Origin of the sequence: Mucilaginibacter rubeus, from assembly GCF_003286415.2 — a bacterium.
Lineage (GTDB): Bacteria > Bacteroidota > Bacteroidia > Sphingobacteriales > Sphingobacteriaceae > Mucilaginibacter > Mucilaginibacter rubeus_A.
This window is the reverse complement of sequence record NZ_CP043450.1, coordinates 3646288-3658653: the sequence shown is the minus strand read 5'-3', so window position 1 is coordinate 3658653 and position 12366 is coordinate 3646288. Positions and strand designations below refer to the sequence as shown.

The following is a 12366-nucleotide window of genomic DNA, read 5'->3' as shown; positions in this document are numbered from 1 at the left end:
CGTTCGACGACATTCTGGTCAATCGGACAAACTCCCCTTTAGGGGTCGGGGGCTAATCTTCCGGCTTCTCCTTCGCGTCGGCCATACGCACAATTCTTGGCTGAAAGCTTGCTAACACATCAACCAAATCATGCTGGGCAGCCATTACAGCGTGGATATCTTTGTATACCATTGGAGCCTCGTCAAGGTCGGAGCCAATTAGCGTGATGCGTTTATCTACCAGGTTAGCGGCAACCACTTTCGGGTCGACGGTTTTGAAGGCAGCGCTTCGGCTCATTAAACGGCCCGCACCGTGAGATGCTGAATTGATGGAAGTCGCGTCGCCTTTACCGCGCACTACAAAACCAGGTGTGCTCATACTTCCGGGAATAATACCTAATACGCCTTCGCCGGCCGGTGTAGCACCTTTTCGGTGTACCATCACTTCGGTACCATCGGCAAGTTGCTCTTTCCAGGCAAAGTTATGATGGTTTTCTATCATCATAATCGGTTTAAGATTAAGCGCACGGGCAATTTTGTTATGAATTTCGTGGTGATTGGCGCTGGCATAATCGCCGGCAAGGTTCATGGCAATCCAGTATTCCTGACCCTCATCGTTATCTAAATTTAACCATGCCAAATGTTTGGCTTCCTGCGGAAGCTTGGTTTTGCTCATGGCAATTTTGGAGTAATGATCTGCAATATTTCCCCCAAATCCCCGTGAACCAGAGTGCGATAACAAGGCAAGATAGTTACCTGCCGGGATACCCTCAAGCGCGCCATCGGCAACGGTAAGCTCGCCCCATTCCACAAAATGGTTTCCCGTACCTGATGTACCTAACTGGGCGTAAGCCTTATCCTTCAGGTTACGAATGGTTTTAGTCTCGCTCCAGGTAGGGCGGTCGAACAGCGAAGTATCAAAATGCGTTTTGGTAACACCGCCAATACCAAAATGAGTATGGTTAAGCAACAGGCTTTTAAGCATATCATTTTCGGTATCTACAACACCTGCCGGTAAATCAAAAATGCTCAGGCACATACGGCAGGCAATATCCACCCCAACCGCAAACGGGATAATGGTGTTGGCGGTTGTAGCCAATACGCCACCAATCGGTAATCCGTATCCCTGGTGTGCGTCAGGCATTAATGCACCTGCAACAGCTATAGGCAGCTTAACGGCAGTTTTCATCTGCGCTAAGGCGCCTACCTCAATATGTTCAATACCATATACCGGGAAATCGGCTATCTCCTGCTTTAAGGCAAAGGTGGTTCGGGGCTGTTTCAGAAATTTTCCTTCTTTTCGAAGATCGATCACGGCTTCGGCCAGGTTTTTAAATTTACCGCCTTTTTTAAGGGCATAAGGCATCGGGTCGTCAATAAGGGCTTCAAGATTTGCCAATATTTGTTCCTTGTCCATTACACCATGTTTTAACAGACCGTTGGCCACACGGCTAAAGTTCTCTAATATTTTTACGTCGTTAATACCTAATGCGGTAAGTTCGTTGTTGCTTATTTTTATCTTTTCCATAGCGCTCTAAAACCTCCGCCAATTGGCGGAGGGGTTTCTTAAATCGGCTGCTTTTGTTAATTAATGATACAAAGTAAAATTGCAACTGCGCAATGTATTTGCGTAGTGAAAAATAATTTGATAATATTATAAAAAAAATAATGCGCTTTAATATACCGTCATTGCGAGGTACGAAGCAATCTCCGCCAGGCAGAGCGGCTATGAAAGTCACCCTGCACAGTTTGGGATTGCTTCGTTCCTCGCAATGACGGGTGATCAATTATCCGAAATCGAACATCCGAAATCCCAAATCAAAATATGCCTGTTAACCGTAATGCCCTTATCCGCTACAGAACCATTGATAATTGCCTGCAAAACCGTCGCAAACAATGGACGCTTGACGACCTGATTGAAGCATGCTCCGAAGCCTTATACGAATACCAGGGGATAGATAGCGGCGTGAGCCGCCGTACCATCCAGGCCGATATTGAGATGATGCGCAGCAATAAGCTGGGCTATGAAGCGCCTATTGTGGTGGTTGATAAAAAATACTACACCTACTCGGATAAGAATTACAGTATCAATAACATCCCGCTTAACAACCAGGATATGCAGGTGCTCAGCGAGGTAGCCGGTTTGCTTGGTCAGTTTAAAGGCCTCGGACATTTTGCCGATCTTAATGAAATGGTTACAAAACTGGAAGACAAGATCTACAGCCAGAAAACACATAGCGTGCCGGTGGTAGATTTTGAAAAGAATGACAACCTGAAGGGTTTGGAATGGATTGAGATTATCCGCAAGGCTATCGTTGCTAAAAATACGCTGTGTATCACATACCAATCGTTTAAGGCAAGAGAGGCCAGTACATTTTGTTTCAGCGCTTATTTATTAAAGGAATATCGTAACCGCTGGTTTGTGCTGGGCGTAACGCATGTAAGGAATAGCCAATTGCTTACACTGGCGCTCGACAGGATCCAGACCGTTGAAATACACCCCGACAAATACATTGAAAATACGCAGGTGAACCTGGCTACTTATTATAACGATGTACTGGGCGTAACAAAATCGGCAGGGCAGCGCGATGTTGAAATTACCTTTTGGGTAGATGATAAAAATGCGCCTTACGTCATCACTAAGCCTTTGCATCACACCCAAAAGATACTGAAGGTTACAGTAGATGGGACGATATTCAGCATAAAAGTGGTTATGAATTTTGAGCTTGAACGCGAGCTGCTTGGCTTCGGGCCTAAATTGAAAGTGCTTGGTCCGCGGATATTGGTTAAGCAAATGAAAGACTTGTACCGAAAATCATTGGAGCACTACACGGGCGATAGCCCGATTCCGCAGGGGAAGAATTTGAGTAGTTTATTGAACTCGTAAATATTGCAGTGAAAAAAACAGGGGAGTGAAAATGCAATTATTATTCCCAACTAAATCCGAAATCGAACATCCGAATTCCGAAATCAAGAAATTGACTTTTGTACCCGATAAGTCGAAACTTTATTTTTGAAAATGCTTGCAGATTATGTACCAAACCTGTTACATTTAGGAAATTGTAAACTGAAATGCCAAAACACATCCTGATTATTTACGTATTGGTTGCCTGCTGTATTATGGGCATTATGATTAACGCATTTGTAAAATGCTGGCTGAGCAAAAGAGCCGAACAACGGCGGGTGCTAAAACCGCTAAATGCTAATCGTTCCTGATTTTTAACACTTCAAATGAGCAGGCCCTGTGACTTAAGCGGGGCTTGCTGAAAACGCTCATCTAATTGGGCCTGTTGTCTGGTGTAATCACGAGACTTATCAAACTAACCTCCAGTATTGCCGCAATTAATATCAACCGTTCAAGTGTCAGCGCTGTATATCCAAGTTCAAGCTTGCTATAAGTATTTTGAGAAATGCGAAGCTTACCGGCCATATACTCCTGCGAATAGTTCCTGCTTTCCCTTAGCTTCCTGATATTATCTGTGATCAGCTTAAGCCTGATCTTGATCTCTGCACGAGGCACGGCAATTGTTTTCATTTGTTTCTTAATAGTGTAATATTTATATAATTACGATATTTTTGTGATGGTAGATTTATGAATGCTCAAAAAGAGAAATATCAAACAAAATACCGGCCATAAAAACGGGCCATGAAGTTTTATCCTCATGGCCCGTTTTTAATATAGACTGATGATGTTTATCTCCTAAAAACCATCAAAAACAAAGGTTTCGTTTTCAAGTGGCTTTCTTGGTAACATTTCAGGGCGGATACTGGCCTGATATACAAATGATGCTACGATGATTGCGGCCTGTTTCAGATCGTCAATCATCAGGTGATCGTAATCGTCCATATTGCTGTGGTGGGTACGGGTTTCATAGTCGATAGGATCCTGCACAAACTGAAAACCAGGGATGCCGGCCCAGTCAAATGAAAGGTGATCGGTTGACCCTGTATTGGCCAAAGTCACCGCGGTAGCTCCAAGGTCGTTAAAAGGTTTTAACCACTGTTCAAAAATGGGCTTCATCTTTTCATTACTTTGCGCGTAGATGCCCCTGATTTTTCCGGTACCGTTATCAAGGTTAAAATAAGCCGATACCTTCGCCTGTTCAGGTTTTACTGTAAACTTAACAGCATCCCTAAAATGATTTTTAACATACCCGAACGAGCCCAGCAGGCCTTGTTCTTCGCCGCTCCAAAGCGCTATGCGGATGGTGCGCTTCGGCTTAAGGCCCAGCGAATCGAGCAGGCGTACGGCTTCCAGCATTACAATACAACCCGCGGCATTATCTGTAGCACCGGTGGCCGCTTGCCATGAATCAAGGTGACCGCCCAACATCACGAGCTGTGACTTTAGTTTAGGATCGGTACCCGGAATTTCGCCCACTACGTTATAGCCATTGGTATCCTCGGAAGATGATTTGCCGGTAAAGCTCATGGCCAACTCCACTTTTTGGCCGGACTGAAGTAAGCGTTTTATTTTTTGCGCATCTTCCAGTGCGATACTCAATTGGGGTATAGTTTCCGGATCGGTTAATTTGTAGCCATAATAACCCTGCACAAAAACGGTTCCGTTTACATTGTTACGGCCGGCGCTGATGAACGCCAAAGCGCCGGCGTTTTTCAGTATCATGTCGGCAGTTTTAAAAACCTTCATGCGGTCATTATACATGTTAATTATTCCCTTCGGAACCATATAAGTGTCCTTAAGATTGGCCAAAGCAGTGTCCGTCAGTCTTTCTGCCGATGGTTCAAAATTCTTTTTATGATCGGCTGCGGTACCGGTGACCAGTACAAATTTGCCCTTGTATTCTGTAGCGTGGTTACTCAAATAGGTAGTATCCATGGACTGTGTTGGCGTAATCACCACAACCCCGCCTTGTAGTTGACCTTTACTGCTTGGGCTCCATGGAGTTGGATAGGCCCTGATCTGGGCATTATATGGCGCACGCATCATCATGCTGAAATCCTGTACTTCCCATGATTTTCCAAAAGTACCCCAGCGTTCGGTGGCGGCGTTGGCCAGTCCCCATTTTTTCATGGTGGCTACCGCCCAGCTTGCCGCACGGGAATAACCAGGCGAATTGGTCAGGCGCGCACCCGAAACATCGGTCAAATAATGCGCTATTTGTGGAATTTGTGAACTGCTAAGCTCCGCTTTACGGATACGGTTGAAAGTTGCCGTGTCAACAACGTCCTGCTGGGCATAGCTACCGGCATGGACAAGCAGCAATGCACCGGAAATGAAAAGGTATTTTAAATGAGTCATAGTGAGGGTTTTAGAATTAAATATAAGGGTTTAGCTTGATAATCTGCGTTTAGCCGGAAAGAGCGAATGAGATTAAAGTTGCTTTTACCCGAGGCTGCTAATATGCTTTACCTCTGTATCGCTTTAATTTGTTTTGAATATAGTGAAAAATGAAAAATAAAATTTATATTAGTCTTATAATAAGCTACTTGTCATGAAAGATGTGACTCCCCGAACCATTATTGCTTATGTAATTATCGGTACATATACCTGCTTAACAGTAGTAGCGGTTATATATCCGGTTCTGGGGATCCGGTCATTTGACCTTGAAAAGTTCTCCGCTTACTTTTCAAAAATATCGGGGGCTTTCACCGGGCTTGTCGGCGTTATTATTGGTTATTACTTCGGTAAAAGTGATAGCAATCAAACGGGCTCTACCGGGCCGGAAGCAGGGTTAAGTAGCCCAACGCCTCCTAATCCTACGGTGCCTCAACCTACACCAGAGCAACCTGTTTCACCTGTTCCGGAATCGGGTTCCCCATATTCGGTATTTGACGAGGATCAGCAAACAACGAACGAAAGGCGGTCTTCAAATGAGAATGATATGCTTGCCGGTATATAATGATAACGATTTAATGCCTTGTTGGTAATTGTAATTTATTCTTTGTTAAATGATTAACAGGGCTTTATAGACCTTAAATAGCGTAAAAACCGAACGTTAAACGCGTATAAACACTATATAATCAGGGGATTTTTATCTTCAATTTTATCTTCTCTAATTAAAGTCTACCGGGCTTACTATTAATTTGTTTTTTTAATAGATGAGCTCGATCCGGAATATCAGCGCGAACTAATCAACAATCAAATTATATAAACCTTAATTTACAACCTATGTCTTTTTTATCAAACCTTTGGGACCATGTAAAATCCCTGTTCCACAACGCTTCGGGCGCCGTACACGAAATTATCACCGTGGCCGACAAAGTAGCCAATACCCTTAAAAATCTTGAAGCAAGCCAGGCCGGGCAATTCCTGGAAGCCACCCTTGAGACCCTGGTGCCACCATCAGCAGTAATTGTAAATGGTATCAAATTATGGCTTCCTAAAATTGTAACCGAATTGAATTGGGCAGTGCAGGAAGATGGCAAAACAGATGAGCAAAAAATAGCCGACGCCGTTGGGTATCTCGCTAAATTAAAAGGTATCAATCCCGATGCTTATGCCAGCCAGCTAAACACGCTGAACGCCCTCATTCAAAAATGGATGTCAGATCAACAAGGTGCTGGGCTAAACATTCAGCAGGCGCTAACCATAAGCCAGGTAAATCATAATCCCGACCTGGTTTCGGCTTAATAGCATTACCGGCCAAATCTTATCATAGTACTGAAAGCTTATGAAGTGAAAAACTTCATAAGCTTTCGCCTTTCACCCATTCTGACTTTTTGATGATTGCTCTTACTATATCATCAAGTTCATTGGCTGATATAGTGAGAAATTTTAGCAGCTCGGCGGCATCAGGGTTTTGAGCAACATGGTCGCTCAATAAATCGGCAAGGCCCATGACCCGGGCAACAGGAGCACGTACAATATGGGCTTGTGTCCATGCAATTTCCTTTAACTGGATGTTTTGTTTCTCTACGGCGTCGATATGGTCTTTTAGCATGGTAACGTCCCGCTCAATCAATATCCAGTGGGTTGTAGCGCCAGAGCTATCCTTAACCGGCGATGCTGATCTGTGGCTCCAATAGCGTTCGCCGTTCTTCTTATGACTTATAATTTCAACTTCAAAGCTCTGGTTTTGTTCAGCAGTGTAATTTGTGGCTGTTTTTTGAAGCAGGTGGTCTGTTTTTAATAAAATATCTATGTATGTGCCGGTAACTTCGTGTTTGCTATAGCCTGTTATATGGGTGAAGGCTTTGTTAACATAAACAATCTTCCGCTGATGGTCGCTATTGGCTTCGGCCTCAACAATTAATACTGCGTCGGTGGCGTAACGTAGTGCCGATTCGGTAAGCCTGAGCCATTGCTCTTCTTCTTTTTGGCGGGTAATATCCTGCATGGCCCCAATAACCCTTACAGGGATACCGGTTTCTGAATTTCTGACAATAAAAGCCCTGTCAAATACGTGTTTATATTTACCATCGGCACATAAAAAACGGTAGCTTAACTGCAACAACGTATCTCCGTTTGCCAAAGCCTTCTTTATTTGCTTGTTAATAAAATGTAGATCGGCAGGGTGAAGTCTATTTTTAAGCCACTTATTTACGTCTCTAATCTCAGTTAACTGGTGCCCAAAGGTTCGGCTCATGCCATAGTTGTACAAAATAGTATCGTTAGCTATATCCCAATCCCAAATGGTATCACTGGTGGCCTGTGCAACCGTTTCATAACGGTTATTGCTTTGCTGTAGGCCATTAAATAGCATAGGCAACAATATGGCTACTACGATACATAGTATGATCAGGTTGCTGGATACTGCTATCCATGAACCCAGAGAGTACTGTAAACTAATGCCGTTTTTTAATAAATTGAAATGAATGCAAATAGCTACCGATACGCAAATGGCTGCATTGGCATAAACGGTACAAAAAGGGTGCTCGCCATGAAAAACGAGCAGGCAAAATATGGTTAGTGCCAATAAATATAATAGCCCCGGCCCATACCAGCCAAGGTAATAAAGTAAACCAACCGCAAGGAGGTATAATAAACCTATAAACCATGATTTGCGCACCTTAACACTCATGCCCGGCAATAACACCGAAGCTGTAATGCTCACAACAATAAATATATCAAACCCGGCAAGTGCGTACAGATGGCTAATGACGCTCATATAAACGCCAGGTACCAGTGCAAAAAGAAATAGCGGAAACAGGTATAGCATCATGGTAGCAAATAATTTGTTGCTCCAATAATGTAAACCGTGCAATTGAGAAGTATCGCCCGAGCAGTTTTTGGTAATGATGCTTTTATAGGCCTGCCAGATCTGCATCAGTTTTTTCTTGATATTATATTGTGTGTTGAACTACAGTTATAGTGCAGTAAACGACGCGGAGTATCAAACGCGAGTTGCGAATCTGGTAAAAAATAAGGCATAGATGTGGTACCGTCAGTTTACTAAAATATTAAATAAACATATAGGTTGTACGTGCTTTTGGGGAGTTGTGTAACAATGTACTATGGAATTTAATTTAATTGTTGCCGTTGATGTTCATAATGAGATATTTATAGCAATCAATTATTAGCGCTCTTTTCTGTTTATCTGACATTTAACGTTTCTTGATCGTGTAAAATTATGAAAAGGATAGTCATATTAGCATTTATTCTTATTGGTGGTGCTTTTGTTAACAACCTGTTGGCTCAACAAACGGATAGTAAGCTTCCGCGTTTGCTTGTCAGATTGGACGATATCGGCATGAACCATTCTGTAAATATGGCCATGCTCAAGGCCGCGCAAACCGGTATGCCATTGTCTGCTTCGGTTCAGTTCGCGTGCCCATGGTACCAGGAGGCTGTTGAAATATTAAAGCAATATCCAAATGTTACTGTCGGCGTTCATCTCACGCTCACATCCGAGTGGAAAAACTACCGCTGGGGGCCGGTAACAGGGCGCACAGCAGTGCCAAGCCTGGTTGATTCAAACGGGTATTTTCCGCAATCAACAAGGGCGTTTGCTAAAAGTGGATATAAACTAAGTGAAATTGAAACCGAATTATCGGCACAAATAGAAAGGGCCAGGGCTTCCGGATTAAAAATAACCTACATCGATCCGCATATGGGTATTATGCTCTCTACACCCGAATTGCGTGCCCTCACAGAAAAACTGGCGCGCAAGTACAAACTCGCTATATCAACCTTAAGTAGCGTAACTTATTTCGGCGAAACCTATAAGGAGATGTGGGGCGAACCTATCGCTACAAAAAAGGAGGCTTTTTTAGCTTATGTAAGCAACTTAAACCCTGATAAACCAAACATGCTTGTGCTGCACACCGCTACGCCCAGCCCCGAAATGGATATACTGGTTGATATGAACAGCAATATGATGAACTCGAAGGATGGCAAGCCACTTACAAGCGTACATCGCCAAACTGAACTCAACGCTTTGTTATCTCCCGAGTTTGCGGCGATGATTGGCAAAAAGTTTCAGCTTATTAATTACGGCCGGTTACTTGCTGGCAAGGATATTAGTGTTCTTACAGCAGCGGATAATAAATAACGCCTTTATTTTTTTGAAACAGCGATTATAACAATGCCGCCTATAACAAGTACACCGCCAAGGTAAGGTGGCCAGTTAACAGTCTTTTCCCTATCGGCCGATACCTGTATAGGGCCGGCGTCAATGATCTTTTCTTTTTTAGTATAAGTAAAGCCCGTCCAGATGAGCATGGCCACACCTACAATGATGAGCAGGATCCCGATAGTTTTGTTCATGATTTTATAATTTGGTTATTTTTAAACAAATAGCTTTTTATAGTTATTTGTTTGCAGTTGTTAATTGGAGGGTACATAAAGTTTTTTTGCGTTTAACTTTTTTTTAGATTAGAAGCCTGAATCCGGAATTGTGCGCCGCGAGTTGTACTTTCGCTAATATTCTGAAAATTAACGCCGTAGATCGTAAATGCAAGATGATTTGATACTGGAAACCATATCGGTTACCAAAAACTTTTTTGGAGATAAGTCTTCGGGGGTTAATAACATTACCATTTTTATTCCAAAAGGAAAAATAACAGCTATAGTTGGCGAAAGTGGCAGTGGTAAAACTACATTGTTAAACCTGCTTTACGGCACATTGGAGCCAGATCACGGTGAAGTGTTTTTTAAGGAAGAACAGGTATTGAGCAGGGCGAAAGGGCTGCAGCATGCACACGAAGTTATGCGGATGGTAACTCAAAATGATACTGATCTTGATCCCCGTATATCGGTGTGGGACACGGTATGTGAAGGTCTGCCGGATGGCGATCAAAGCCAGGCCATTCATTTGGTTACAGATGTGTTAAATTTATTAAATATTTACCCCATCAGGGAGATGGCTTTTGGAAAATTAAGCGGAGGCGAAAAGCAACGGGTAACTATAGCCAAAGCGCTGATAAGTCGCCCTGAAGTATTGCTGCTTGATGAGCCTTTTAACCAGGTTGACGCTACCTATCGCGAAGCCCTACAGCACGATATCAGGTATATTGTAAAGGATTGGGGAGTTACGGTAATATTAGTATCCCATGATCCCGCGGAAATTCTTTCCATGGCCGATGAACTGATCGTGCTAAAAGAAGGGGAGATAGTAGAAAATGGTACTCCCGAACAATTGTATCATTCGCCTAAGCTATTGTATACAGCCCAAATTTTGGCAAGTTGCACTCACCTCACTTCAACCCAGGCTAAGGTTTGCGGTATAAAAAGTAAACGTGGTGCTGTAGTAGTTTATGCCGAGCACGTTAAAATAAGCAGCCTTGGCAGTAAATGGCTGGTTAAGATGGTATTGTTTAAAGGTTTTTTTGAAGAGCTTGTTATCGAGAAAGAAGGTATCACGTTAAGAGTGCTTAATTATGACAGGCGTAAATACCCGGTTGGCAGCAAGGTAGGTATCAGCATCAGCAAATATTTTGAATTTGGGAAGTGGGAGAGTTAATTAAAACTCCCGTCACTTCGCCACTGCTAATTCCCCGGTTTTCGCTTTCCTGTATTTCGATAAATTGATCAATAATACACTACTCAGTATCACAACTAATCCTACAATCTGTATTAGCGTTACGCGTTCGCCGGCAAAAATTACACCGAGTAATACTGCTATCACGGGGTTAACATAGGCGTATGTGCCAACCTGGGTAGCAGGTTTAACCTGCAAAAGCCAAACATAAGCGCTAAACGCAGCTATCGAACCAAATACAATCAGGTAGGCTAATGCGTACCAGCTTTGTGCAGGTATACTGTTCCATTGAACTCTTTCCACTTCGTTGTTTAAAAAGCTTGCCGGTAAAAAGAATGCGCCGGCCGCAAGCATTTGCCATGCTGTGTTTACAGATACCGAGCCTTTTGTGTTATAATGTTTTGAATATAATGATCCCGAAGCCCAGCCAAGCGTACCGAATAAAAGCAATAACATTCCCGGTAACTTTGATGCTCCGTTTGCAGATCCTAATACATCCTCAATCTGATCGCGAAATAAGAGTATTACGCCTATAAAGCCAATAATAAGTCCGGTAATGGTGCTTTTACTTTTAAAGTTGGAGCCCCAGTTAGGTTTATCAAGCAACACAAACCAAATTGGCGGCGAGGTTACCATAATGGCCACCATGGCACTCGGCAACGTTTGCTCGGCCCATATTACCGCGCCGTTACCTATCACCAGCAGCAGAAACCCACTTACCGCGGCATGCAATATATTTTGTTTTACAAAGATCTTTTCACCCTTAATAGCACACCATGCCATTAACAACAAGCCAGCCGTAAAAAAACGCATTGCTCCCAGCAGCAACGGCGGAAAGCCCGCGACCGCCATTTTTATAAAAAAGTAGGTAGACCCCCATACAATATAAACGATGGCGAAGGCTATAACAACTAATACAGGTGATGCAGATTTTGTGGTTGTGGGTGTCATGGCGTATTTATTTTTCGGGTATAACCAATTGTTGTTGTTCTTTTTTGGTTTCAAGTACTATGGTAGTGCGGGTACTCAGGATATTGGGGATTTTGCTAAAATGGGTGCGCATTAAGTTCATCAGCGAAGCTGAATCATAGGTGCGTACTTTTATTAAGTAGCAATCATCGCCGGCTATGTGGTGCACCTCCTGCACTTCGGGAATTTTGGCCAATTCGCTCGAAGTAGCATCACTTCCGGGGCCATCTGCAGCTTTCATAAAAATAAAGGCCAGCATTTTTTGCTGCAGGGCTGCTGGGTTAATACGGGTAGTATATTGTTGGATTACGTTTTTTTGTTCCAGTTTTTTTACACGTTCCAGTATGCCTGATGGGGCCATGCCAAGCTCACGGGCCAGATCGGCATTGGAGATACGGGCATTTTCCTGCATCAATCGCAAAATTTGCAGATCGGTTTTATCTAAAATAATTTCCGGTTCGTTAATCATACAGTAATATTCGTGATAAATTGAATAAAATTCAAATATTTTTTATTTAAATGAATTTAATTCGAC

General features: G+C 43.1%; 12 protein-coding genes. 5 read left to right on the top strand and 7 right to left on the bottom strand.

All coding sequences use genetic code 11. The features are described from left to right. Positions 1-52: 52 nt before the first annotated feature. Positions 53-1507: an RtcB family protein gene (locus tag DEO27_RS14405; RefSeq protein WP_112573705.1), complete on the bottom strand. Its 1455-nt coding sequence runs from the start codon at positions 1505-1507 to the stop codon at positions 53-55. A 297-nt stretch (positions 1508-1804) separates the two neighbouring features. On the opposite strand from DEO27_RS14405, the gene DEO27_RS14400 reads away from it, so the two are divergent. Next, positions 1805-2866 carry a helix-turn-helix transcriptional regulator gene (locus DEO27_RS14400; protein WP_112573704.1) on the top strand — a complete coding sequence of 354 codons (1062 nt, stop codon included), beginning with the start codon at positions 1805-1807 and terminating at the stop codon, positions 2864-2866. A gap of 390 nt (positions 2867-3256) precedes the next feature. Here DEO27_RS14400 and DEO27_RS14395 read toward each other — a convergent pair whose 3' ends face one another. Together DEO27_RS14395 and DEO27_RS14390 are read right to left on the bottom strand one after the other, a co-directional pair. Beyond that, a complete protein-coding gene (locus DEO27_RS14395) occupies positions 3257-3514 on the bottom strand; it encodes a helix-turn-helix domain-containing protein (protein WP_112573703.1) in 258 nt (85 codons plus the stop codon). A gap of 165 nt (positions 3515-3679) precedes the next feature. After that, positions 3680-5242, bottom strand: coding sequence for a M20/M25/M40 family metallo-hydrolase (locus DEO27_RS14390; RefSeq protein ID WP_112573702.1), 1563 nt, complete (start codon positions 5240-5242; stop codon positions 3680-3682). 193 nt (positions 5243-5435) lie between these two features. Here DEO27_RS14390 and DEO27_RS14385 point away from each other — a divergent pair, with 193 nt between their 5' ends. Continuing rightward, positions 5436-5843 carry a hypothetical protein gene (locus DEO27_RS14385; RefSeq protein ID WP_112573701.1) on the top strand — a complete coding sequence of 136 codons (408 nt, stop codon included), beginning with the start codon at positions 5436-5438 and terminating at the stop codon, positions 5841-5843. 269 nt (positions 5844-6112) lie between these two features. Then, positions 6113-6574, top strand: a complete 462-nt coding sequence (locus DEO27_RS14380) for a hypothetical protein (RefSeq protein ID WP_112573700.1) — start codon at positions 6113-6115, stop codon at positions 6572-6574. Between the two features lie 55 nt (positions 6575-6629). Here the strand turns inward: DEO27_RS14380 and DEO27_RS14375 are convergent, their stop codons facing one another. Next, positions 6630-8210, bottom strand: coding sequence for a PAS domain-containing protein (locus DEO27_RS14375; RefSeq protein WP_112573699.1), 1581 nt, complete (start codon positions 8208-8210; stop codon positions 6630-6632). Positions 8211-8513: 303 nt separating this feature from the next. On the opposite strand from DEO27_RS14375, the gene DEO27_RS14370 reads away from it, so the two are divergent. Next, positions 8514-9434, top strand: coding sequence for a ChbG/HpnK family deacetylase (locus tag DEO27_RS14370; RefSeq protein WP_112573698.1), 921 nt, complete (start codon positions 8514-8516; stop codon positions 9432-9434). 5 nt (positions 9435-9439) lie between these two features. Here the strand turns inward: DEO27_RS14370 and DEO27_RS14365 are convergent, their stop codons facing one another. Then, on the bottom strand, positions 9440-9649 hold the full coding sequence (locus DEO27_RS14365) for a hypothetical protein (protein ID WP_112573697.1): 210 nt from the start codon (positions 9647-9649) through the stop codon (positions 9440-9442). Between the two features lie 187 nt (positions 9650-9836). On the opposite strand from DEO27_RS14365, the gene DEO27_RS14360 reads away from it, so the two are divergent. After that, entirely contained in the window at positions 9837-10844 is a 1008-nt protein-coding gene (locus tag DEO27_RS14360; RefSeq protein WP_112573696.1) for an ABC transporter ATP-binding protein, read from the top strand. A gap of 12 nt (positions 10845-10856) precedes the next feature. Here DEO27_RS14360 and DEO27_RS14355 read toward each other — a convergent pair whose 3' ends face one another. Both DEO27_RS14355 and DEO27_RS14350 read right to left on the bottom strand, forming a co-directional pair. Then, the gene (locus tag DEO27_RS14355) at positions 10857-11813 is read right to left on the bottom strand and encodes an EamA family transporter (protein ID WP_112573695.1); all 957 of its coding nucleotides are present in this window, start codon (positions 11811-11813) and stop codon (positions 10857-10859) included. A gap of 7 nt (positions 11814-11820) precedes the next feature. After that, positions 11821-12300: an Lrp/AsnC family transcriptional regulator gene (locus DEO27_RS14350; protein ID WP_112573694.1), complete on the bottom strand. Its 480-nt coding sequence runs from the start codon at positions 12298-12300 to the stop codon at positions 11821-11823. Positions 12301-12366: the final 66 nt, after the last annotated feature.